General features: G+C 65.9%; 21 protein-coding genes. 10 read left to right on the forward strand and 11 right to left on the reverse strand.

The window, feature by feature from the left end:
• Positions 1–271 precede the first annotated feature (271 nt).
• From DQ353_RS21645 to DQ353_RS09820, 5 genes are all read right to left on the reverse strand, one after another.
• A complete protein-coding gene (locus DQ353_RS21645; protein WP_181578322.1) occupies positions 272–418 on the reverse strand; it encodes a hypothetical protein in 147 nt (48 codons plus the stop codon).
• Positions 419–603: 185 nt separating this feature from the next.
• Positions 604–1,842 carry an ABC transporter permease gene (locus DQ353_RS09805; protein WP_113762582.1) on the reverse strand — a complete coding sequence of 413 codons (1,239 nt, stop codon included), beginning with the start codon at positions 1,840–1,842 and terminating at the stop codon, positions 604–606.
• Positions 1,839–2,720, reverse strand: coding sequence for an ABC transporter ATP-binding protein (locus DQ353_RS09810; RefSeq protein WP_113762583.1), 882 nt, complete (start codon positions 2,718–2,720; stop codon positions 1,839–1,841). The genes DQ353_RS09805 and DQ353_RS09810 overlap by 4 nt, the downstream gene beginning before the upstream one ends.
• Positions 2,721–2,839: 119 nt before the next feature.
• Complete coding sequence (locus DQ353_RS09815) at positions 2,840–3,532, reverse strand: response regulator (RefSeq protein ID WP_113762584.1); 693 nt, start codon at positions 3,530–3,532, stop codon at positions 2,840–2,842.
• Positions 3,529–4,893: a sensor histidine kinase gene (locus DQ353_RS09820; protein ID WP_113762585.1), complete on the reverse strand. Its 1,365-nt coding sequence runs from the start codon at positions 4,891–4,893 to the stop codon at positions 3,529–3,531. Before DQ353_RS09820 ends, DQ353_RS09815 begins: the two co-directional genes overlap by 4 nt.
• Before the next feature lie 122 nt (positions 4,894–5,015).
• Between DQ353_RS09820 and DQ353_RS09825 the strand changes: the two genes are divergently transcribed.
• The gene (locus DQ353_RS09825) at positions 5,016–6,851 is read left to right on the forward strand and encodes a glycoside hydrolase family 15 protein (protein WP_113762586.1); all 1,836 of its coding nucleotides are present in this window, start codon (positions 5,016–5,018) and stop codon (positions 6,849–6,851) included.
• A 28-nt stretch (positions 6,852–6,879) separates the two neighbouring features.
• Here DQ353_RS09825 and DQ353_RS09830 read toward each other — a convergent pair whose 3' ends face one another.
• The gene (locus DQ353_RS09830) at positions 6,880–8,070 is read right to left on the reverse strand and encodes a metallophosphoesterase family protein (protein ID WP_286166723.1); all 1,191 of its coding nucleotides are present in this window, start codon (positions 8,068–8,070) and stop codon (positions 6,880–6,882) included.
• 433 nt (positions 8,071–8,503) lie between these two features.
• Here DQ353_RS09830 and DQ353_RS09835 point away from each other — a divergent pair, with 433 nt between their 5' ends.
• Complete coding sequence (locus DQ353_RS09835) at positions 8,504–8,878, forward strand: VOC family protein (RefSeq protein WP_113762588.1); 375 nt, start codon at positions 8,504–8,506, stop codon at positions 8,876–8,878.
• A 62-nt stretch (positions 8,879–8,940) separates the two neighbouring features.
• Here DQ353_RS09835 and DQ353_RS09840 read toward each other — a convergent pair whose 3' ends face one another.
• From DQ353_RS09840 to DQ353_RS09855, 3 genes are all read right to left on the reverse strand, one after another.
• Complete coding sequence (locus DQ353_RS09840) at positions 8,941–9,432, reverse strand: hypothetical protein (RefSeq protein ID WP_113762589.1); 492 nt, start codon at positions 9,430–9,432, stop codon at positions 8,941–8,943.
• A 456-nt stretch (positions 9,433–9,888) separates the two neighbouring features.
• Positions 9,889–10,545: a DUF6318 family protein gene (locus DQ353_RS21295; protein WP_146755231.1), complete on the reverse strand. Its 657-nt coding sequence runs from the start codon at positions 10,543–10,545 to the stop codon at positions 9,889–9,891.
• 146 nt (positions 10,546–10,691) lie between these two features.
• Positions 10,692–11,969: an MFS transporter gene (locus tag DQ353_RS09855; RefSeq protein WP_113762689.1), complete on the reverse strand. Its 1,278-nt coding sequence runs from the start codon at positions 11,967–11,969 to the stop codon at positions 10,692–10,694.
• A 144-nt stretch (positions 11,970–12,113) separates the two neighbouring features.
• Here DQ353_RS09855 and DQ353_RS09860 point away from each other — a divergent pair, with 144 nt between their 5' ends.
• Positions 12,114–12,662: an acyl-CoA thioesterase gene (locus DQ353_RS09860; protein WP_113762592.1), complete on the forward strand. Its 549-nt coding sequence runs from the start codon at positions 12,114–12,116 to the stop codon at positions 12,660–12,662.
• On the opposite strand, the gene DQ353_RS09865 is transcribed toward DQ353_RS09860, so the two are convergent.
• Positions 12,659–13,393 (reverse strand): FadR/GntR family transcriptional regulator, encoded by a 735-nt coding sequence (locus DQ353_RS09865; RefSeq protein ID WP_113762593.1) that lies wholly within the window; start codon positions 13,391–13,393, stop codon positions 12,659–12,661. The two genes, DQ353_RS09860 and DQ353_RS09865, sit on opposite strands and share 4 nt — an antisense overlap.
• A 177-nt stretch (positions 13,394–13,570) precedes the next feature.
• On the opposite strand from DQ353_RS09865, the gene DQ353_RS09870 reads away from it, so the two are divergent.
• From DQ353_RS09870 to DQ353_RS09900, 7 genes are all read left to right on the forward strand, one after another.
• Positions 13,571–15,184: an ABC transporter substrate-binding protein gene (locus DQ353_RS09870; RefSeq protein ID WP_113762594.1), complete on the forward strand. Its 1,614-nt coding sequence runs from the start codon at positions 13,571–13,573 to the stop codon at positions 15,182–15,184.
• 108 nt (positions 15,185–15,292) lie between these two features.
• Positions 15,293–16,249 carry an ABC transporter permease gene (locus tag DQ353_RS09875; RefSeq protein ID WP_113762595.1) on the forward strand — a complete coding sequence of 319 codons (957 nt, stop codon included), beginning with the start codon at positions 15,293–15,295 and terminating at the stop codon, positions 16,247–16,249.
• 4 nt (positions 16,250–16,253) lie between these two features.
• Positions 16,254–18,263, forward strand: coding sequence for a dipeptide/oligopeptide/nickel ABC transporter permease/ATP-binding protein (locus DQ353_RS09880; RefSeq protein ID WP_113762596.1), 2,010 nt, complete (start codon positions 16,254–16,256; stop codon positions 18,261–18,263).
• Positions 18,260–19,066, forward strand: coding sequence for an ATP-binding cassette domain-containing protein (locus tag DQ353_RS09885; protein WP_113762597.1), 807 nt, complete (start codon positions 18,260–18,262; stop codon positions 19,064–19,066). Before DQ353_RS09880 ends, DQ353_RS09885 begins: the two co-directional genes overlap by 4 nt.
• Before the next feature lie 92 nt (positions 19,067–19,158).
• Positions 19,159–20,091 (forward strand): dihydrodipicolinate synthase family protein, encoded by a 933-nt coding sequence (locus tag DQ353_RS09890; protein WP_113762598.1) that lies wholly within the window; start codon positions 19,159–19,161, stop codon positions 20,089–20,091.
• Positions 20,092–20,097: 6 nt separating this feature from the next.
• Complete coding sequence (locus DQ353_RS09895; protein ID WP_113762599.1) at positions 20,098–21,081, forward strand: ROK family protein; 984 nt, start codon at positions 20,098–20,100, stop codon at positions 21,079–21,081.
• Positions 21,078–21,761 (forward strand): N-acetylmannosamine-6-phosphate 2-epimerase, encoded by a 684-nt coding sequence (locus DQ353_RS09900; protein ID WP_113762600.1) that lies wholly within the window; start codon positions 21,078–21,080, stop codon positions 21,759–21,761. Before DQ353_RS09895 ends, DQ353_RS09900 begins: the two co-directional genes overlap by 4 nt.
• On the opposite strand, the gene DQ353_RS09905 is transcribed toward DQ353_RS09900, so the two are convergent.
• The gene (locus DQ353_RS09905; RefSeq protein WP_113762601.1) at positions 21,758–22,138 is read right to left on the reverse strand and encodes an MbcA/ParS/Xre antitoxin family protein; all 381 of its coding nucleotides are present in this window, start codon (positions 22,136–22,138) and stop codon (positions 21,758–21,760) included. The two genes, DQ353_RS09900 and DQ353_RS09905, sit on opposite strands and share 4 nt — an antisense overlap.
• Between the last annotated feature and the right edge of the window lie 120 nt (positions 22,139–22,258).

Here is a 22,258-nt window from a genome sequence, read left to right on the forward strand (position 1 = left end):
GAAGGCGTCGGCCCTGTTGCACCATGGGCCGGTCCCGCAGGAGCTGGCCACCAGGTTCTCGGCGGCATCCACGGGGAGTGGTTCTTTGGGTTTCCTTGGTGCTGCGGGCAGCACGCAGGCAGAGCTAGAATGGTTCACTGTCAGGGTCTTTCTTGTGGTTTTCTTGGTCGATAACCATTCAAGAAGGCCCTGACGTCTATCCGGGACAAGGCACGCGGGAAGCCCCGAAAGATGCCTACAAGATTACGGCGTCAAGGCGCCCGCACCACGCTCAAATCCGTAGAGCCACTTTTCCGTCGAACACTTGACGCCACTGGTCGGTTTGTACGAAGTAGGACGCCAATTGGTCCGCTTCTTCTTCTGCAACACGTTCGCCGAATGAGAGATCGCGTAGTACTTCCAGTTTTTGCCTAGTCATGGACGTTATTTTACCTACATGGAAGCCACTGGTGCGCAATGTTAACCAAGATTTTCTGGGATTTTTGAACGATTCAAATTTCAATTTGGGGTTGATACGGTGAATAAAATGTGAGTTGCCCAGAAGAGATTCGCATCCATCGAGTAATCCGATTCAGATTCAAGTCTGGAAAAGGCAACCTTCCGTCACTCCTCGAGACTCAGCGCCTTGCGCCAGGAGAGTGCCGATCCGGTCTGCATGATGGCCCGGCGGTAGATCTTCTCGCCGAACAGGACCATGGCCCAGGCTGCCGCAACGGCGACGGCCAGCGAAACGAACGGCTCCCACAGCGGAACATCGCTGCTGAGCAATCGGATGGGCATGGCCACCGAGGAAATCACCGGAACGTAGGAAGCAACGACCAACAGCGTGCCCTTCGCGTAGATGCCGGTGAACAACACCGCCACCAGCACCATGATCACCGGACCTGTGGACTGCTGCAGGTCCTCGGTGCGCGAGGCCATCGCACCGAGCGCCGCCCACACCGCGGCCAGGATCAGGAATCCGGCCAGGAAGAAGGCCAGGAACCAGCCGGCGGTGGCGAACACCACTGAAATGAACGGGACCTGGGTGGGCATCATGTTCAGGGCCAGCAGGCCGATCCCCACGAACAGGCACAGCTGCCCCATCGCCAGGATCATGTTGCCCAGGATCTTGCCCGCGAGCAGCTGGCGGATGGGGATGGCGGTGGCCAGGATTTCCACCACCCGGTTCTGCTTTTCCTCCACCACCGAGTTGGCGATCGGCATCCCGAAGATCATCGCGGACATGTAGAAGAGGAACGAGAAGATGAAGCCCATGACCATGGCCATCGAGTTGCGTTCCGAATCCCCGTCGAGCAGCACCGGGCTCACGGTGGAACCTGCGGTCAGCGATTCGGGGGAGACCCCCAGCTTCCCGGCGTTGAATTCCAGTGCCTGGGCGCTTGCCGCTTCACCGAGCAGCGACTGGATCGAGCCGGGCACCTCCTTCAACGCGGTGAGGCTGTAGCCATCCGGGGTGGGCGCGAGTACCAGATCTGCGTCCTTGGCACGCAGGGCATCGAGGGCCTCGGTCCCTGACTGCACCGGATGGGATACCAATTTGATCTTCCGGTCGTTGGCGAGGGCCAGCTCGTTGGCCGAGGCCACCAAGGTGGCGGTCCTGCCGTTCTGCTCGAACGCAATCGTTGCGGTGGTGGTCTTCTCTCCCATGATCCCGGCGAACACCACCGAACCCACGATGAGCGCGAGGGTGATCAGCGTGGTGATGATGAACGACTTGTCCCGGATCTTCACGGTGACCTCGCGCAGGGTCACGATCAGCCAGGGCGCGCTTGGCTGCCCGGAAGAGGCGGACCGGCTCGGTGCGTCGGCGGGCCTGGTGCGGTGATCGGTGATGCTCATCGGATGACCTCCCGGTAGATTTCTGCCAACGAGGGACGTTGCGGGGCGAATTCGGTGACGGCCCCGCGATCCACCGCGGTGCGCAGGATACGTTGGGCAGCCGCGTCATCGGTGAACTCCACCAGGGCGCGCGGACCCGCGACATCCAGCACCCGCACCCCGGGCTGCTCGCGCAGCCATCCGGCATCGGGCGGGGTTACCACCACGTGCTTGGCACTGGCCCGGGCCCGCAGCGCCTCGGCGCTGCCGGAGGCCACGATCCTGCCCCCTGCCAGCACCACGAGATGATCGCAGAGCGTATCGATCAGATCCAGCTGGTGGCTGGAGAAGAGGATGGGCACCCCGGTGGCGGCCCGCTCGGCCAACAGCTTGGTCATCGAGTCCACGGCCAGCGGGTCCAGCCCGGAGAACGGCTCGTCAAGCACCAACGCAGTGGGGTGGTGCATCAGTGAGGCGGCGACCTGCACGCGCTGCTGGTTGCCCAGCGAGAGGGACTCGAGCTTGTCCTTGGTCCGGTCGGCAATGCCGAAGCGGTCCAGCAGGTCCAGGGCCTCGGTGCGGGCATCGGTGCGGCTCATGCCGTGGAGCTGGCCCAGGTATTGGAGCTGGTCGAGGACCTGCTGCTTGGGGTAGAGCCCGCGTTCCTCGGGCATGTAGCCGAAGCGGGCCCGGTCGGTGTCGGTGATCTGCGTGCCGTTGAAGTACACCGAACCGGAATGGGACTTGAGCACTCCCATGATGATGCGCATGGTGGTGGTCTTGCCGGCGCCATTGGCCCCGACGAAACCGGTCATGCCATTGGCGGGGACGGCAAAGGCCACCTCGTCAAGCACCGTCCGGTCACCGAATCGTCGGGTGAGACCTTGTACCTCTAGCACGGTGGTGCATTCCTTCGGTTGGCGGGGTGTTCTCCTGCCTTCCAATCTATGTGCAGGGCCCGCCGCGGGGGATCGTTCAAAGGAATGAAATCCGCCTGCGAGGCACCTGCGCCCCTGCCTCAGGCCTCCATCGAAGGGATGAGTCCGACGCGGTAGGCAAAGACGACGGCCTGCACCCTGTCCCGGACCCCGGCCTTGGCCAAGACGTTGGACAGGTGCGTCTTCACGGTTGCCTCCGTGACATACAGCGCACCGGCGATCTCCGCGTTCGACAGGCCCGTGGCCAGCTTGATGAGCACCTCGCGTTCCCGGTTGGTCAGCTCGTGAAGCACCCGCCGGTCATCCGGGGCGAGTGCGGCCTTCGGTGCCGCAGGCGTGCCCGGTACCGAAGAGGCAGTGCCGCGCTGGATGATGCGCAGCGTGACTTCGGGGGAGAGCAGCGCCTGGCCGCCGGCCGCCGCATGCACAGCCTGGATGATCATTTCCGGTTCGGTGTTTTTCAGCAGGAACCCGCTGGCCCCGGCGTCGATCGCGGCAAAGAGGTAGTCGTCGCGGTCGAAGGTGGTCAGCACGACGACCTTGGCGTTGGTTGCCGAAGTGATCTGCGCGGTGGCGCCGACCCCGTCGAGCACCGGCATCTGGATGTCCATGAGCACCACGTCCGGTTCCAGGTCCAGGGCAGCGGCCACGGCTTCCTGCCCGTCGGCGGCCGTGCCCACGACCGCCAGGGCCTCGTCGGTGCCCAGGATCAGGGCCAGGGAGGAGCGGATCAGCGGCTGGTCGTCGCAGACGAGGATGCGGATGGCGCTCATGGGGTTCCTTCAACGGTGTCGGTGGTGTGCAGGGTGCGCAGCCGGGCGCGGGTGCGCCACCCGGCCGGCGAGCGCGGGCCGATGTCCACCAAGCCGTGGTGCAGCGCTGCGCGTTCCTTGATGCCGCGCAGGCCGTAGCCGCTGCCGGCGGTTCCCGGGCGCTGGTCCCCGTCATCGATGACCTCGACCTCCACCCAGTCGCCGTTCCCGTCGCTGCCGCTGCGCAGCGAGAGCACCGCCGAGCGTGCGGTGGAGTGCTCGCGCACGTTGGCCAGGGACTCTGCGGCGATCCGGTACAGCGCCAGGCCCAGCCCGGGGCCTACTTCGCCCAGGAAACCCGGCCGGTGTTCGACGGTGATCAACTGCACCGCGACCCCGGCGCGGGCCGACTGTTCCACCAGCCCCGGCAGCTGCCCCAGCGAGGGCTCCGGCGAACGGTCGGTGGTGCCTTCGGCGTCGGTGTCCCCGTGGCGCAGCACCCGCAGCAGCGAGCGGGTCTCGCCCACCGCCCGGCGGGCCGAGTCCTCGATGCCGAGCATCAGCGCGGCCGCGCGTTCCGGGTCCCGCGGCTGGACCATGCGGGCGGCTGCCGCCTGCACCCCGACGGCCGAGATGTGGTGGGCCACCACGTCGTGCAGTTCCCGGGCAATGCGCAGGCGCTCGTCGACCACGGCCCGGCGGGCCAGCTCCTCGGCCTGTTCCTGCAACTGTGCCGCCTGTTCCACGACGATCTCGTGCCGCCAGGCGCTGCGCCAGGACGTCTCTCCCAGGAAGATGGCCCCGCCGAAGTAGAAGAGGTTGACCAGGAAGTTGTAGCCGGCATAGGCGATGACCGGGTCGATGAAGCCGGAGGTCTCGATGGCGGTGGGCAGCTCCAGCTCGGTGCCGTAGAACAGCTTCGCGTTGGTGATGGCCACCAGCAGCCACACGGCCATGGCAAGGATGACGCCGCCCAGTGCCAGTCTCAGTCCGCGCCTGTCCCGCGCCCAGGTGACCGCCGAATAGAGCCCGACAAAGTAGGCGATCTGCGGTGCCAGCTGCATCATGACCGTCGGAAGCCAGGTGCCGAAGCCGATGAACAGCGCAGAAAGGACCAGCATCGAGGCGATCGGGAAGCGCCGGCGCACCGCCAGCGGGGCAATCATCGCGCACATGGCCAGGTAGGCCGGGACGCGGTCGGGGGCCTCCTGCGCGGGCGCGAAGCTGAGGATCATTTCCATGCCGAGCAGCGCCGCGGCCATGACCAGTAGCGTCACCCAGGCATCGCGTCGCAACTGCTGGATGCTTGGTTGCCGGCGTTCCCATTCCTCGGGCGGAAAATCGCCGGGCAGGAAGCGTTGGCGCAAGGCCAGGAATTTCATGGTTGATCCCCTTGGGGCACGTGAGCGGTCATCATCCCACCCATGAACCTATCCCATGGCCGGCTTCGAGCGGGCGCCCGATGCGGCACCGGAACCCAAATTCCCTTGTCTGGGAGCGGCAAATGCGATTGGGTGGGGCCATGGGCACTTTCATCGAGGACTACGCGTTGCTTTCCGACCAGCGCACCGCGGCACTGGTCTCCCGTCGGGGCTCGGTGGACTGGCTGTGTTTCCCGCGCTTCGACTCGGGATCGGTCTTCGCCTCGCTGCTGGGCGGACAGGAGAACGGCCGCTGGCTGCTGGCACCGCTGCAGGGCGAGGTGGTGAGCCGCAACTACCTCGACGCCTCCTTCGTGCTGCGCACCCTGTGGGCGAGTGACACCGGGCAGATCCTGGTCACCGACTTCATGCCGACGGACAACGGGCACTCGGGCATCATGCGGCGCGTGGAGGGGCTCTCGGGAACCATGCGCATGGAACATGAACTGGTCATCAGGTACAACTACGGGGCGGTGCTGCCGTGGGTGCGGCGCAGCTTCGACCCGGTGAAGGGCACCGAGTCGCTGGTGGCGGTCGCCGGCCCGAAGGCCGCGGTGCTGCATGCCGCCCGGCTTCCCAAGGCCAAGCACCACACCCACCGCGACGAATTCGATGTGCGGGCCGGGGACGTGTTCGACTTCGAGTTCGCCTGCTATCCCGGGCACGCGGCGACGCCCGAGCCCAGCGACGTGGGCCTGGCCATGACCCAGACCGCCAAGCACTGGCACGACTGGGCCGCGAAGATCCCCAGGCACGAGGCCCATGACGCGCTGGTGCGCCGCTCGCTGCTGGTGCTCAAGGCGCTGACCCACCGCGAGACCGGCGGCATCGTTGCGGCGCCCACCACCTCGTTGCCGGAGTTCTTCGGCGGGGAACGCAACTGGGACTATCGCTTCTGCTGGTTGCGCGACGCCGCGCTGACCTTGCAGGTGATGATGACCCACGGCTACGAGCAGGAGGCGCTGCATTGGCGCGACTGGCTGCTGCGGGCCATTGCGGGGGACCACAACGACCTGCAGATCATGCACGGGGTCGGCGGGGAGCGCGAGCTGCCCGAGCGGGTCCTGCAGCACCTGCCCGGGTACGGGGGAGCCAAGCCGGTGCGGGTGGGCAATGCCGCGGTGAACCAGTACCAGGGGGACGTGGTCGGCGAGGTCATGGTCGCGCTCGATGAACTGCGCACCATGGGCGGGCGCGAGGACCACTTCTCCTGGCCGCTGCAAAAGGCGCTGATCGATTACGTGATTGCCAACCTGAAGCGCAAGGACCACGGGGTGTGGGAAATGCGCGGGACCCCGGAATACTTCACGCACTCGCGGGCCATGATGTGGGCCGCCCTGGACGCCGGGGTCCGGGCGGTGACGCACCACGGGCTGACCGGCGACGTGCAGGAGTGGGAGTCCGCGCGCGACAAGCTGCGTGCCGAAATCATGGAAAAGGGCTTCAACGCGGACCTGGACTCGTTCACGCAGACCTACGCCACCACCGAGGTCGACGCCTCGCTGCTGGTCCTGGCCCAGGTAGGCTTCGTCGACTACGAGGACCCCCGGATGCTGGGCACCGTGGCACGGCTGGAGAAGGACCTGCTCGACGAACACGGGTTCATCCGCCGCTACCGCACCGAGGCCGGGGGAGACGGGCTGCCGCCGGGGGAATACACCTTCCTGGTGTGCACCTGCTGGCTCGTGGAGCAGTATGCCCACTCCGGGCGCCTCGACGATGCCCGGGCCCTGTTCGAGAAACTTGCCGGAACAGTCAACGACCTGGGGTTGGTGGCCGAGGAATTCGACCCGGCCTCCGGACACATGGCCGGGAACTTCCCGCAGGCGCTCTCGCACCTGGGGTTGATCCGTGCCGCCGACGCGATCGCGGAGGCCGAGGGGACGCGTCCGTTCCGGCCGCGCCGCGGACCGAAGTAGGCCCGCGGGAACCTCGGCCTCCCAAGGGTTACATGCCCTCGGGCAGTGGCAACGGTTCGGCCAGCGGCTGGCGGGCTGCATTCATGTCGATCCCATAGTCCTTGGCGAAGACCGTGCGGGTTGAAGTGTAGATGCCGTTGGCGTCCTCATCGAGCTCGAAGACGCGGGCACCGCGCAGGTTGTGCTGCTTTGCCCCGCCCAGGCCGTAGGGGCCGAAACCGGTGCCCGGGCCGTACCCCAGCTCGATGCCGAAGTAGTTGCCCATGTAGGTGTTGATGTGGTCATGGCCGCAGTATGCGCCGCGCACGTCCCCGCGCTCCAGCATCGCGGTGAACAGCCCCGAGTTGAACGCGCCGACGTAGACGCCTTCGTTCTTCTCTCCCACGATGCCGTGCTTCTTCGCCGCCTTGGCGTGGTCGGCGTCGTTGGAGGTGAACTGGGAACCGAACCACATGTGGTGGTGTTCCCACAGCGGGATGTGGAAGAACATCAGCGACGGGACCTTGCCGAAGCGCTGTTCGGTGGCCTTGGAAGCCGCGCGGTACCAGGCAACCTGCTCGGGCCGGATCCAGTCGTAGGACTTCAATCCGGCAAAGTTCTGCCCGCCGACCTTGTCGTCGGCGTAGCGTCCCGAGTCCAGCAGCCATACGCCGAACACCGGCTTGTTGCCGCGCGAGGAGGAGATCAGCAGCTGGGAGTTCGAGGACCCGAACACCGCGTTGTCCTTGGTGTTTACGTTGTACTTGTAACCGCGCACGAACTCGAGCATCTTTGGCTCGGTCATCCCGGTGCCATGCACCAGGGAATCCTCGTCGTGATTGCCAAAGGTCAGGGCCCAAGGGATCTGCCGGGATTCCATGGGCATCACGACGTTGTTGATGGCCTGCTTGACCTCGGTGGCGGTGGTGGGTTTGCCGTCAATGACATCCCCGTTGATCACCACGAAGCCAGGTTTCTCGGCATCCAGCACCGCTTTCATGAGTTCCAGGGTGCGCTTGTCGGTCAAATGGCCGTCCTGGGTGTCGTTGAACTGGACGATCTTGAACTTGCCGTCTGGCCCGAACCTCAGCTTGCTGTCGGGTGTGGCCACCGGCTGCACGGGAGTGGGGGTGGTTGCTGCAGTGGCCGGGGAGGTTCCGGCGGCAAGTGCGCCGGAGATGGCCGCGGCGGTGCCGCCGAGCAGGATGCCTCGGCGGGGAACGGACGAGGGAGTTTTCACGTGATGCCTTTCAGGGTTTGCGCCTCGGGGGGACGATCGAACGCGATGGTTCGAGGGCACGAACAAGACCTTAGAAAGGTTTGGTGACCAAAGGGTTAATGCTTGGTTGACGTGGGATTCCGGTGAGTGAAGTCGAAGGTGGGAGCGTTCGGGGTGCGGGGGGCGCTCGCCGAAGACCTTCTTGTGGCGAGCACCGTTGCCTGCAAGAATTCTTGATGCGCCCCAGATGGGCCGAGCTTCCAGGAGGTCAAGGCAACTCACGTTGTTGCCACAATGCAGCGGTTCGCGGACCGCTCTGCGCAGTGGTGACGATCTTGCGTTCAGCAAGAGTCCCTTCCGTATCCGGCGCACACACTTTTCCACACTGCCTGTCGACTGGGCCATGTGTTGCCTGCATCCTTCGGATTCCCCGATTTGAGAGACAGGAAAAACCATGGGCATTTCTTTCAATCACACCATCATTGCCGCCAGGGACCGCGAGGTCTCGGCGCAGTTCTACGTGGACCTCGCCGAGGCCCACCGCATCGAAAGCTGGGGCCCGTTCACCAACCTCCAGCTGGACGACGGGGCCATGTTGCAGTTCGCCGAACCGCCCATCGACTTCCCGCCTCAGCACTACGCCTTCCTGGTTGACGACGAGCACTTCGAGCGCACCTACACGAGGATCCAGGAACGCGGGATCGAGCATTGGGCCGATCCGCAGCAAACCCGCCCGGGCCAGACGAATACCGAACACGGCGGCCGCGGCGTGTACCTCCTGGACCCGGCGGGACACTACATCGAGTTCATCACGCGCCCGTACCTGTAGGGGCCACGAGCAGAGAAGAGAAGGACGTCAGCTGTGTGGCCACCCGGGGAGCCCTTCGGGCGCTACTTGTCGAACAGGGACGCGCAGCCCGGTGCGTGCGGGTCGTTGGTGCAGTTCTCCGCGACCAGGATCTTCTTGGTCCGCCACACGCTCATCGTGACCTGTTCGCTGGGCACGTTGGCGACGCCCGGGATCGGGGTCCAGGGGCCGCCCTCGGTCGAGTACTCCCCGCGGAACCGGGTGGTCAGGCCGACCCTGAAGTCGCCGGTGTCCTGGTAGACGTGGCTGGTGCTGGTGGGTTCGTCGAAGCCGCGCTCGGCCACGGGGCCGCCGGGGAATGGGAATGTCCGCGAGGCTCCGTCGCCGTATGTCCACAGGTAGGAAACGGGGATCGCCCGCACCCGGACATCCTGGTCGAACAGCGTGATGTTGAAGTTCTGGAGTTCGGATTCGGCGTACATGTGGGCGTGTCCGTTGCGCAGCGAGAAGTTCTTGGGCTGGCTGACAATGCTCGAAGCAACAAGCGGCATTCGGCGGAATTGGTCGGGTGTCACCCTCGCAATGTCGTTTTCTGCTCCAGGAACCTCAAGGGTTGGTTCATTTGTGCAGTACTGCCGAGCTGAGACCCTCTTTCCTGCCCGCGGCCCATTCAGTGCCTTGATCACCCTGGTCAACGGATAACTTCCGTCCGGACATGGAGGGTCAGTGTTCGCGCTACAGGATTTGATGAGGGTCATTGCCGGCGAGCACTCTTGGTAATAAGTGACTTCATATCGAATCTTTGGTCCGTTATTGATGGTCTGCGTGCGCCCGCGCTGTTCGTCGCCGTAGGTTTTCCCGCCGTTATCAAAATTGCAGCCCGGCGCTTTAGCAACAAATTCACGATCCTTCGTTCCAAACGATTCTTCAGGGCAGGCATACGCACTAGTCGCAGAAATGGAAATGTTGACGCTGGCCAAGATGATCGCCAGTAAACCGAATATCAAGAACTTTTTGGGTTTCATGAAGAATCACTTCGCATCGAGCCATTGAAGATCGACCACTTGCCAGCCCTTGTCATATTCAAGAACTAGCGTGCCAGCGTCGGGCTTCTTTGTTCCTGGCAGCTTCCCGTAGAAATCGCCATTCTTGCTGTAAACGAGAAGTTCTTCCTGCTCCATGCGGAAATTGGTGACAGCTGAGTTCTTGCTGTCGAGGACTGCCAACGTCACCGTTGCCTTGATTTTTCCACCTACTGACCACGCACCGTTTTTGGCCAGTCCATCAGCTGGGTCGATAATTTTTCGAGCGCACAGGTCACAGGCCGGGAGGGTGATCTCTTTCAACGGACGCGTATTATTCGTGAAATACATGTATTCGAGAACGTCAAACCAGTGTTCGGTGAAGGAAATGATCCCCTCTTCCGTTCTTTCCTTAGCAGCATCCGGCATCTTGGGTATCGGCCAGTTCTTAGCGGGGCCCTTGGAACTTCCCGGAACGGGTGTGGGGGTTGGCTTCGCAGTGGGGCTCGGTGATGCGGATGGTGGTGAGCTGGACGCAGTGGAAGCGGCCGTCGGAGACGCGCCGGTGGATTCGACAGGGTCGGCGCTTCCGTTGCAGCCTGCCGCAGTAAGCACGAGCACGCCGGAGCAGAAGACAAGCATGACTTTCTTGAATTTCGCAAACATGCCAGCGGCCTACGATTCGGTTGGAGTCAATTAGCAGACATCCTAACCCCGTTGCCAAATGTTTGGGAGAGGTTTTCCACAGGCACTCCGTTCGGGTGCCCGTCTGGTGTACCCGGGCCAAGTTCCGGAACACGGCCCGGGACAACTCAGGCGCCGGCCTGCTGAGGTGCATCCACCTGATCGAGCGGATGATCGATTTCGTCCCGATACATTCGCCCTGCAAGCCAAGCCAGGACACCGATCACCGGTGAAGCCACACCCGCCACCACGAAGATGATCCACAGCGGCATGATTGCGCCCAGCGGGCCGGCAAGTGCCATCGACACCGGCATGAGAGCCAGCGAGACGAAGAAGTCCAACGAGGACACCCGCCCGAGCATGTGGGGCGGAACCCGGCGCTGCAACAGCGTTCCCCAGATGACCTGTCCGAGCCCTCCGGTGATTCCCACGACGACCAGCAGCGCGGCCAGCTGCCATGGGGACCGGGTCAATCCGATGAACGCCAGTGGGATCGTGCCGAAGGCCCAGAACGCCATCATGAAGGTCAGGTAGCGCCGCGGCAGGGGAAGCGAAGCGGTGACCATCGAGCCCACCGCACTACCGATGCCGAAAGCCGCCAGCATGAAGCCGAAGGTCTTTGCGTTGCCGTTGAGCTGGTCCTCCACGACGAAGGGCAGCAGAACCTCGATCGGGCCAATGAAACTGAGCACGGCAACAACGGCAAACAACAGGGTCCACAGCAGCCACGGGGTGCCCAGCGTGTAGCTGACCGCCTCCCGCAGGTCGGCCAGGACGCTGGGGCGCTTCTCGTCGGGATCCAGGTGCGCGTCGTAGACGCGGTGGTGGCCGAGCAGGTTCAACACCACGAAGGCCACCAGGTGGCAGGCGGCAATCCCGACAATGGCCATCGAGGGCGCAAAGGAGGCGACGAGCACGCCGGCAATGGCCGGACCCGCAGCCTGCTGCAGTACCGGACGGAACATGCCCTCCATACCGTTTGCGGCCAACAGATCTTCGGCCGGCAGGATTCGGGGAAGCAGCGCCGAGTAAGCAGGGAAGAAGAATGCGGCGCCAGTGCCCTGGATGAAACCTGCCACGGCGAGGTGCCAGAGCTGGATGGAGCCGGTGAGTGCCAGGACCGCCACGGTGCTCATCACCGTGAGCGAGACGGCCTCGACGGCAATGATGATCTTCCGGCAGCTGACCCGGTCGGCGGTGATGCCGCCAATGAGCACGAAGCCGAGCAGACCGAGCGAGGTTGCGGTGGCTACGACCGAAAGCTGGGCCGGGCCGCCACCCAGGTGCTTGACCTGGTAGACCATGGCCACGGCCCACATCCCATGGGCAAAGACGCTGATGGCCATGGCAATGAGCAGGATGCGGTAATCGCGGTGGGCGAAGGGTCGAAGCGCGCGCGGGGCCATGGTGGGGGTCCTGAAAATGGATGCGATGTCCGGAAGCACGGTGGTGTCCGGGTTCCATCTTGAATCAACTCATTGATATAAGTCAATCACTAGCGCGCCACAAAACGGGCGACAGGTAAGTTACCCATGAGTAGGATGGGGTTCATGCATGCTCTCTTTCGCCTCCTGATCCTGCTCGCCACTGCCGGCAGACGCCCCAAGCTGTCCATGTTCGATACCTCTTCGGTTCCGATGCGGGCGCTGCTCACCGACATCGACGTGGCCGGACACATCAACAACGGCATGTACTTCTCGCTCTTCGACCTCGGGCGGTTCGATCTCATGGTCCGCGCCGGGGTGTGGAACGTGATGAAGAAGAACAAGTGGACCCCGGTGGTGCAGGCCGAGACGATCACCTTCCGCAAGTCCGTCGTCTTCAACCAGAGGTTCACCCAGGAGACCCGCATCCTGGGCATGGACGACAAATGCATCTACTTCGAGCAGCGGATGGTTGCGGACGGCGAGATCTACGTGCACGCAACGATGGCCACCCGGTTGCTCTCCAAAAAGGGCCCGGTGTCCAACGAGGCGATCCTTGCCGCGATGGGGCTCGGGGTTCCGGCGGACCTGGTGCTGCCGGACTGGGTGGCGCGCTGGCGCGAGGACACCGCATTGCCCGGCGCCCGAAGGCCCGCGCCGCACCTCTGGGGCTAGTCGACCGAGGCGTTGAAATCCGCGAGCTGGCCGCGGATCCCGTCGAAGTGGCAGGCGAGCAGTGAGCTGGCCAGCGGCTTGTCGCCGGATTTCACTGCCTCGAACAGTTCGCGATGCGAATGCGCGGTTTCGGCAAGGTGCGCGCGGGTGCTGTCCTTGGCGTCGATGCTCTGGTGGATGGTGCGGTACACATCCCAAAAGACGCCCAGGAGGTTGCTCAGCAGTTGGTTGTTCAGCGGCTCGAACAGGATCCGGTGGAAATTCCTGTCGGCATCGACGAAGCTGTGTCCGTCGGCGGCGAGCTGCTCCATGTCCACCACGATGGATTCAAGTTCGGCCAGGTGCTGCTCGGTGATCGCCGACATTGCCGTTCCCACCAGCCCGGCCTCGAGCGCCTGGCGCACGTCAACGAGCTCGTTGGCCTCGTGCCCCTTGTGGCGCAGCGACATCTGCCCGCGGAAGGTCAGCGAGTCGGACAGCGCCACGAGGTTCTCCTCGGCCACGAACATGCCGAAGCCGTGGCGGATTTCCACCACGCCCAGGGCCTGCAGGACCTTGATGGCCTCGCGCAGGGTGTTGCGCCCCACGCCCAGCTCCGCCATGAGCTCCTGCTCGGTGGGCATGGCGTCGCCCGGCAGCAGGCCGCGGTCAAGGATCAGGTCGGTGATGTCGGAGGTGAGCGCACGCAGCCTGGCGTGGGCATCGAGACGAGGTGGTCGCGAGACGGTCATGAGCGGCTGATGCCCCTTTCGGTTATGCGGCGAAACTTCTCCGCTGAATCAATGGTGATGCATGGTTTCCACTGTGACGCGGTTGACGTTTGGTGGTGATGACGCTTACAGTCTATCTCACAGCATAGGACGTCCTACGTCCGACTTTCCCCGTCTTGGAAATGAAAGAGATTAGATATGACCATCAAGGATTTGGCCAGCAAGCCCCGTGGCCGTCGTGAATTTCTCAAGATGACCGGCATGCTTGGTGCAGCCGCTGCCTTCTCGGCAACGGTTGCAGCCTGCTCGAGCACGGGAACCGCAACCGGCGGCAGCGCTGCCGCCACCGGTGCCGCCACCCACCTGGAAGCCGGCATCTCCTACGCCCTGTCCACCGGTTTCGACCCGATGACTTCCTCCGGCGCCACTCCGTTCGCTGCCAACATGCACATCTTCGAGGGCCTGGTCGACCTGCACCCGGCAACCCGCGAACCGTACCTGGCACTGGCCGCAGCCGACCCGAAGCAGCTGACCGACACCAGCTGGGAAGTCAAGCTTCGCTCCGGCGCAAAGTTCCACAACGGCGACCCGGTCACCGTCGAGGACATCGTCTACTCCTTCGATCGAGTCACCGACACCAAGAACGCCTCGCTGTTCGCGCAGTTCGTGCCGTTCATCAAGTCGGTCAAGGCCAAGGGCGAAGACACCGTCGTGTTCACCCTGAACTACGCCTTCCCGCTCTTCGCCACCCGCATCTCCGTGGTCAAGGTCGTCCCGAAGAAGCTCGCCTCCGCAGACCAGGCGGCATTCGACGCAGCCCCGGTCGGCACCGGCCCGTACAAGCTGGTCTCGGCCACCAAGGACGACAAAATCGTCTTCGAGAAGTTCGCCGACTACAACGGCGCCTATGCGGCCAAGGCAGACACCATGACCTGGTACCTGCTCTCGGATGCCGCCGCCCGCGTCACCGCCGCCGAGTCCGGCCGCGTCGCGGCCATCGAGGACGTCCCGTACCTGGACGTCGACCGCCTGAAGTCCAAGATGAACGTCGAATCGGTGCAGTCCTTCGGCCTGCTCTTCCTGATGTTCAACTGCGAGTCCGGCCCGTTCGCCGACAAGCGCGTGCGCCAGGCCTTCCACTACGCCACCGACACCCAGACGGTCATCGACCGCGCACTGCTGGGCAACGCCAAGCCGGCCACCTCCTACGTGCAGGAAACCCACCCGCAGTACGTCAAGGCCGCAAACGTCTACGGCTACGACGCCGCCAAGGCCGAGGCCCTGCTCAAGGAAGCCGGCGTCACCAACCTCGAGATCGAGTTGCTGACCACCGACACCTCCTGGGTCAAGGACATTGCCCCGCTGCTGCTCGAATCTTGGAACAAGCTCCCGGGCGTCAAAGTCACCATGCAGAACCTGCAGTCCGGTGCCCTGTACACCGACCACGTCGACACCGGGAAGTTCACCATCGTGGCCGCCCCGGGCGACCCGTCGGTCTTCGGCAACGACCTGGACCTGCTGCTGAGCTGGTTCTACCGCGGCGACGTCTGGCCGACCAACCGCTTCCGCTGGTCCAAGTCCGCCGAGTACAAGGCACTGCAGGGCATGCTCGATGCGGCAGTGAAGTCCAAGGACGAAGCCGGTGCCACCAAGGCCTGGACCGAAGCCATCAACCTGCTCTCCGACCAGGTCCCGCTGTACCCGGTGCTGCACCGCCAGCTGCCGACCGCCTGGGACGAGAAGAAGCTCGAGGGCTTCAAGCCGCTTCCGACCACCGGCATTTCCTTCGTCGGCGTGGCCCCCAAGGCCTAGTCCTCGAACATTCCGGTTGCGCCGCCGATTCTCCCAAGTCGGCGGCGCAACCGCCACCCTTCTGCAACACCCCTTGCCAACTCATTGCCTACCCATCGGAGTTCTTGCGTGGGAACCCTCCTACGGCTGCTGCTACGCCGCCTCGCCGCCCTGCCCCTGATGATCCTGGGAGTCACCTTCCTGGTCTTCATCATCCTTAAACTTGCACCCGGTGACGAGGCCACCTCCGCCCTGGGCGAAGGCGCCACCGCGGCGGCCAAGGACGCCTACCGCGCCGAACGCGGGCTCAACGACCCGCTGGTCATCCAGTACGTCTCCTTCCTGGGCCGGCTGATCCGCCTGGACTTCGGCACCACCACCCCGCCGGCCCGCCCGGTCGGCGAAATGATCGCCAACGCGTTCCCGCTGACCCTGCAGCTGACCTTCTTCGGCGTGCTGATCGCCGTGGTGATCTCCCTGGTCTTCGGCGTGCTCGGCGCCCTCTACCGCGACCGCTGGCCGGACCAGCTGGTCCGCATCTTCTCCATTGCCGCGATCGCAACCCCGTCCTTCTGGCTGGGCATCTTGCTGATCCAGTGGCTCGCCCTGGGCGCCAACCCGCTCTTCCCCTCCGGCGGTGCGGCCGCCGCTGGCACCGGGCTCGGCGGCTGGCTCGCCCACATGACCCTTCCCGCACTCGCGCTGGCCATCCCGGTCTCCGCCTCGCTGATCCGCGTGGTGCGCACCTCGATGGTCGAGGAACTCGACAAGGACTACGTCCGCACCGCCATCGGCAACGGCGTGCCGCGCGGCGAGGTGCTGACCCGCAACGTGCTGCGCAACGCGCTGGTCACCCCGGTCACCGTGCTGGGCCTGCGCATCGGGTACCTGCTGGGCGGTGCCGTGGTGATCGAGATGATCTTCTCGCTGCCCGGCATGGGCCAGCTGATCATGAACGGCATCACCAACTCCGACGTGAACCTGGTCCAGGGCGTGGTGCTGGCCATCGCGGTCACCTTCGTGCTGGTCAACATCGCCGTGGACCTGCTCTACCTGCTCATCAACCCGCGCATCAGGACGGTGTAACTTCATGGCTCCCCTCGCCCCACGCAACGGACTTGTTTCCCGCCTGAGTGCCGGCGGCACGCGCTTCACCGCGCTGCCGCTGGGCTCCAAGATCTCCCTGGCCTTCCTGGTGCTGATCGCCCTCGCGGCACTCTTCGCCCCGTTGCTGGCCCCGCAAGACCCGCTGGCATCCGGCATCCCCGCCCAGGGCCCCAGCGCCGAGAACCCCTTCGGCACCGACCGGCTGGGCCGCGACATCCTCTCGCGCCTGCTCTTCGGTGCGCAGGCCTCGCTGCTGGTCGGCCTGGGCTCGGTTGCCCTGGCCCTTCTCATGGGCGGGTTGCTCGGCGCGCTTGCAGCCACCAGCGCCAAGTGGGCCAACGAGACCATCATGCGCATCATGGACATGCTCATGGCCTTCCCGGGCATTGCGCTGGCCGCGGCGCTGCTGGCCTCGCTGGGCAACTCGTTGCCGGTGATCATCCTGTCGATCGCGATCATCTACACCCCGCAGATCGCCCGCGTGGTCCGCGCCAACGTGCTGGCCCAATGGGGCGAGGACTACGTGCGTGCCGAGCGTGTCATCGGAGCCGGGCGCTTCTACATCCTGGGCACCCACGTGCTGCGCAACTGCGCGGCCCCGGTGCTGGTGTTCGCCACCATCATGGTCGCCGACGCGATCATCCTCGAGGCCTCGCTTTCCTTCCTGGGCGCAGGCATCCAGGACCCGGCCCCGTCCTGGGGCAATGTGATCTCCTACGGCCGCACCCTGGTGCTCAACGGCGCCTGGTGGGCCACCACCTTCGCCGGCGTGACCATCCTGCTCACGGTGCTGGCGCTGAACATCCTGGCCGAGGGCATGACCGATGCGCTGGTGAACCCCAAGTCCACCAGGAAGGCCGCCTCCACCGCGGAGACCGCGGCGGCCAAGGCAGCCAAGCCGGCCGTCGACACCGCCGCCCTGGCCCGCCTGCGTTCCGAGCTCGAGCTGCTTGCGGCCACCGAGGCCAAGCGCACCGACCGCCTGGTGCTCGATTCCTCGAACGGGGAACCGAAGACCATCCTGGAGGTTGCGAACCTCTCGATCCGCTTCCCGGCCCGCTTCGGCGAAACCAGGATCGTGGACAACGTCTCCTTCACCGTCCGCGAGGGCGAGACCATGGCGCTGGTCGGGGAATCCGGCTGCGGCAAGTCCATCACCTCGCTGGCCATCATGGGCCTGCTGCCGGACACCGCGCTCGTCACCGGTTCGATCAAGTTCAACGGCAAGGAACTGCTGCCGGTCGGTCCCGACGGAAACCACCTCGCCGGGGACGACAAGGTCTACAAGGGCCTGCGCGGCGAACAGATCGCGATGGTCTACCAGGACGCGCTGTCCTCGCTGAACCCCTCGATGCTCGTGGGCGACCAGCTGCGGCAGCTGACCCGCCGCGGCGGGCGCACCAGCCCGGAGGAACTGCTGCGACTGGTCAAGCTCGACCCGGTGCGCACGCTGCGCTCCTACCCGCACGAGCTTTCCGGCGGGCAGCGCCAGCGCGTGCTCATCGCCATGGCGCTGTCCCGCAAGCCCAAGCTCGTGGTCTGCGACGAACCGACCACCGCACTGGATGTCACGGTCCAGAAGCAGGTCGTTGACCTGCTCAACGAGCTGCGCGAATCGCTGGGCTTCGCGATGGTCTTCGTCAGCCACGACCTGGCCCTGGTCGCCTCGCTGGCGCACCGCGTGACGGTGATGTACGCCGGCCAGGTCGTCGAATCCGGCCCGGTCCCCGCGGTGCTCGCCGCCCCGGCGCACGAATACACCCAGGGCCTGCTCGGCGCGGTGCTCTCGATCGAGTCCGGAGCCACGCGCCTGCACCAGATCCCCGGCACGGTTCCCTCCCCGTACTCGTTCGCGGCGGGCGACAGGTTCGCCGAACGCTCCCAGCGGGCCGAGGCGGATCCGGACCGTCCCACCGACTTCGTGTCGGCCGGGGAACACCCGGAACACTTCTGGGCCAGCCACGAACCAGTTTCCCTAGGAGAGTCGCGATGAGCAACGAATCCACCACCCCCGTCGTTCAGCTGCGCGACATCCACGTGCACCACCGGGCCCGCGGCGGCAAGCTCTTCAGGCCGAACATCGTCAAGGCCGTGAACGGCGTGGACTTCTCCGTCTCGCGCGGCGAAACCGTGGGCATCGTGGGCGAATCGGGCTGCGGCAAGTCCACCCTCGCCTCGGTGCTGGTGGGCCTGCAGGAACCGACCAGCGGCCAGGTGCTCTTCCGCGGCAAGGACGCTTCCAAGCGCAACGCCGCGGGCCGCAAGGAATTCGGCCGCTCGGTCGCCGTGGTCTTCCAGGACCCCTCCACGGCGCTGAACCCGCGCATGAGCATTTCCGACATCCTCACGGACCCGCTGAAGATCCACGGCATCGGCACCCCCGCCACCCGCGCCGCCAAGGTCGCGGACCTGCTTTCGGTCGTGGGCCTGCCGGCCTCCGCGGCCTCCGCGATGCCCAACCAGGTCTCCGGAGGGCAGCGCCAGCGCGTGGCCATCGCCCGCGCCCTGGCCCTGGACCCGGATATCATCGTCGCCGACGAGCCGACCAGCGCGCTGGATGTCTCGGTGCGCGCCCAGGTGCTGAACCTGCTCACCGACCTGAAGGCCACGCTGAACCTCGGCATGGTGTTCATCTCCCACGACATCCAGACCGTGCGCTACATCTCGGACCGGATCTGCGTGATGAACGCGGGCAAGATCGTCGAGCAGGGCACCGCGGCCCAGGTCTTCGAGAACCCGTCCGATCCATACACCCGCACGCTGCTCGGCGCGGCCCCCACGCTGCTGCAGCTCTAGACCCGGCGGGCGGGGAACGCGGCACCACACATCCGCGCCCCCGCCCGCCACCTTCCCCACCCCAAGCACCACCCCTAAAGAAAGATTTTCTCGTGGCATTCGCTAACAACCCCAAGTACTCCGGCGTCATCCCCCCGGTCGTGACCCCGCGCACCGCGGATGGGGCCATCGATGTGGCGGGCCTGAAGGCTGTCGTCGAACACCTCATCTCCGGGGGCGTCACCGGCCTGTTCGTGCTCGGTTCCTCCGGCGAGGTCCCGTACCTGACCAACGCCGAGCGCGAACTGGTGGTCTCCACCATCAATGCGGCCAACGCCTCGCGTGTCCCGCTGGTCGTGGGCGCCAACGAGCAGACCACCAACCGCGTCATCGAGGAAGGCCGCAAGATGGTCGACCTCGGCGCCGACGCCCTGGTCGTCACCACCCCGTACTACGCGCTGTCCAACGCCGCCGAGGTCGAGGCGCACTTCCGCGCCATCCACGCGGCCCTGGGCGTCGACATCTTCGCCTACGACGTGCCGGTGCGCACCCATGTCAAGCTGTCGGTGGCCACCGCCGTGGCATTGGCCAAGGACGGGGTCATCGTCGGGGTCAAGGATTCCTCGGGTGACGACGTCTCCTTCCGCCAGCTGCTGCTGGCAACCCGCGACATCGAGGGCTTCTCGGTCTTCACCGGCCACGAGGTCGTCGTCGACGGCGCACTGCTGGGCGGCGCGCACGGCGTGGTCCCGGGCCTGGGCAACGTCGACCCGGCCGGCTACCGCCGCCTCTTCGACGCCGCGGCCGCCGGAGACTTCGCCACCGCCGCCAAGGAGCAGGACCGCCTGGCCCGCGTCTTTGACATCGTCTACACCCCGGATTCCGCACGCGTCTCGGGAGGCGCCGCGGGCCTGGGCGCCTTCAAGACCGCCCTGGTCGCCCAGGGCGTCATCGGCTGCAACAAGATGAGCGTCCCGATGGTTGACCTGAACGACTCCGAGGCCACCGCGATCACCGCGATCCTCGCCGAGACCGGCCTGCTCTAAACACGAATGGACAACGCAACAGCATTGGTGCGCCCCGGGATTCCGGGGCGCACCGCCGCGTTCGGCATCGATTTGGGCGGCACCAAGATCGCCGCCGGGCTGGTTGACGCCACCGGCACCGTCCTGGCCACCGCCTCGGTCCCGACCCCCGCCACCGCCGGCGCACGCGCAGTCCTGGACGCCGTGGCGACGCTGGTGGCCGAGCTTTCGGCCACCGAAGCCGCGGCCCGGCTGCACGTCACCGGACTGGGCCTGGGCGCGGCCGGGGTCATCGACCCGGCCACCGCCCGGGTGCTCTCGGCCACCGACACCATCGCACGCTGGGCCGGCACCGACCTGGCCGCCGAGCTGTACACCCGCACCAACCTGCCCGTGCGCGCTGTCAACGACGTGCACGCCCACGGGCTGGGCGAGGCCTGGTGCGGCGCCGCCGCGGGCAAGGCCAACGTGTTGCTGCTGGCCGTGGGCACCGGAGTGGGCGGCTCGCACCTGCTGCGCGGGGTGCCGCAGACCGGTGCACACCACGTCGGCGGGCACATGGGGCACTTCGCCTCCCCGCTGGCCACGTCCGTGCCGTGCTCCTGCGGGCGCACCGGCCACCTCGAGGCCATCGCCGCGGGCCCCGGTATCCACCGCAACTACCTGCGTCTGGGCGGCGACGCGTCCGTCGCCGACACCCGCGAACTCACGGCCCGCGCCTATGCGGGGGATGCGTTGGCCCTTGCGGCGCTGCGCACCGGGGCGCTGGCCACCGGCATCGCCGCCGGCTCGCTGGCCAACATCCTGGACCCGGAGGCCATCGTGCTCTCCGGGGGCATGAGCGGGGCCGGAACCCTGTGGTGGGATGGTGTGCGGGAAGGCTTCGCCACCGAGGCCATCGACCCGCTGGCCCACCTGGAACTGCTTCCCGCGGCCCTGGGGAACGACGCGGCGCTGATCGGCGCCGCCGGCCTCTTCCTGGCCCCGACCGATTCGAAGGAACTTTCATGATCTTGACCCCCGCCGAACTCGAGGCCCTGCGCGGACGCCTGATCGTCTCCGCGCAGGCCTACCCGGGCGAGCCCATGCGCACGCCCACCACCATGGCGCAGGTCGCCGCCTCCGCCGTCATCGGGGGAGCCGCTGCCATCCGCGTGCAGGGCCTTGCGGATGTGCAATTCACCCGCAGTGCCGTGGAGGTTCCGGTGATCGGGCTCTGGAAGGACGGGCACGAGGGCGTCTTCATCACCCCCACGGCCCGCCATGCGCTGGCAGTGGCCCATGCCGGGGCGCACATCGTGGCCCTGGACGGCACCCGTCGCGAGCGCCCGGACTCGCTGTCGTTGAAGGACACCATCGGGCTGGTCCACGCCGAGTCCCACGCCCTGGTCATGGCGGACTGCGGGTCGCTGGAAGATGCGCTGAACGCGGCCGAGGCCGGGGCGGACCTGATCGGGACCACGCTGGCGGGCTATTCGGGGGAACGGCCCAAGACCCGGGGCCCGGACCTGGAGCTGCTGGAGGCCATCGCCGCGGCCGGCCTTTCGGCGCCGCTGGTCGCCGAGGGCCGCATCCACACCCCGGCCCAGGCCCGCGCGGCCCTGGACGCCGGGGCGTTTGCCGTGGTGGTCGGCACCGCGATCACACACCCGGCAACCATCACCGGATGGTTCGACGCCGCGCTGCGCTAGCGCCGGTCCTCGTGGGTGACCAACGACTCGGCGGTGTTCACGACCTGCTGGGCATGCAGGCGCGCAATGAAGTCCATGGGCCGTTCCTCGTCCAGCGCCCGGTTCGGCGACATGAGCCAGTCGACGGCCGCCTGCGGGTCCTCCAGGGACTGCAGGGTCAGCCAGACCCGATAGCCCAGGCGCAGCCGCTGCTCCGTCATGGTGTCCGGTTCCGTGCTGTCCGGGTGGGCCCAGCGGTGCGGTGCGGTGGCGTCCGTGGTGCCGGCCAACTGCTGCACCGCGGGCGCACCGATGGCATCAACCAGGGTGCGGACGATGTCATGGATGTCTGTCCGTGTTGCTTCGACATATACGGCACTGTGGTTCAACTCTTTCATGCCTTAAGCATCGCCGTGCCGGGCCCGAAAATCCATGGGAATTCGCGGTCTTTTTGCCCAGAGGGGGGACACGGTTCTTGCCGTGCTGTACCCGCCGGGCCGTTTCAGTGATGGAATGGA

The organism is Arthrobacter sp. AQ5-05 (genome assembly GCF_003287975.1).
GTDB lineage: Bacteria > Actinomycetota > Actinomycetes > Actinomycetales > Micrococcaceae > Paeniglutamicibacter.

What these genes read in the sequence shown, in the direction of transcription:
- DQ353_RS09880 (WP_113762596.1), top strand. Translation starts at nt 16,254, where the DNA reads ATGGCTCCCCTCGCCCCACGCAACGGACTTGTTTCCCGCCTGAGTGCC.
- DQ353_RS09835 (WP_113762588.1), top strand. Translation starts at nt 8,504, where the DNA reads ATGGGCATTTCTTTCAATCACACCATCATTGCCGCCAGGGACCGCGAG.
- DQ353_RS09905 (WP_113762601.1), bottom strand. Translation starts at nt 22,138, where the DNA reads ATGAAAGAGTTGAACCACAGTGCCGTATATGTCGAAGCAACACGGACA.
- DQ353_RS09805 (WP_113762582.1), bottom strand. Translation starts at nt 1,842, where the DNA reads ATGAGCATCACCGATCACCGCACCAGGCCCGCCGACGCACCGAGCCGG.
- DQ353_RS09820 (WP_113762585.1), bottom strand. Translation starts at nt 4,893, where the DNA reads ATGAAATTCCTGGCCTTGCGCCAACGCTTCCTGCCCGGCGATTTTCCG.
- DQ353_RS21645 (WP_181578322.1), bottom strand. Translation starts at nt 418, where the DNA reads ATGACTAGGCAAAAACTGGAAGTACTACGCGATCTCTCATTCGGCGAA.
- DQ353_RS09855 (WP_113762689.1), bottom strand. Translation starts at nt 11,969, where the DNA reads ATGGCCCCGCGCGCGCTTCGACCCTTCGCCCACCGCGATTACCGCATC.
- DQ353_RS09860 (WP_113762592.1), top strand. Translation starts at nt 12,114, where the DNA reads ATGCATGCTCTCTTTCGCCTCCTGATCCTGCTCGCCACTGCCGGCAGA.
- DQ353_RS09900 (WP_113762600.1), top strand. Translation starts at nt 21,078, where the DNA reads ATGATCTTGACCCCCGCCGAACTCGAGGCCCTGCGCGGACGCCTGATC.
- DQ353_RS09885 (WP_113762597.1), top strand. Translation starts at nt 18,260, where the DNA reads ATGAGCAACGAATCCACCACCCCCGTCGTTCAGCTGCGCGACATCCAC.
- DQ353_RS09870 (WP_113762594.1), top strand. Translation starts at nt 13,571, where the DNA reads ATGACCATCAAGGATTTGGCCAGCAAGCCCCGTGGCCGTCGTGAATTT.
- DQ353_RS09865 (WP_113762593.1), bottom strand. Translation starts at nt 13,393, where the DNA reads ATGACCGTCTCGCGACCACCTCGTCTCGATGCCCACGCCAGGCTGCGT.
- DQ353_RS09825 (WP_113762586.1), top strand. Translation starts at nt 5,016, where the DNA reads ATGCGATTGGGTGGGGCCATGGGCACTTTCATCGAGGACTACGCGTTG.
- DQ353_RS09895 (WP_113762599.1), top strand. Translation starts at nt 20,098, where the DNA reads ATGGACAACGCAACAGCATTGGTGCGCCCCGGGATTCCGGGGCGCACC.
- DQ353_RS21295 (WP_146755231.1), bottom strand. Translation starts at nt 10,545, where the DNA reads ATGTTTGCGAAATTCAAGAAAGTCATGCTTGTCTTCTGCTCCGGCGTG.
- DQ353_RS09815 (WP_113762584.1), bottom strand. Translation starts at nt 3,532, where the DNA reads ATGAGCGCCATCCGCATCCTCGTCTGCGACGACCAGCCGCTGATCCGC.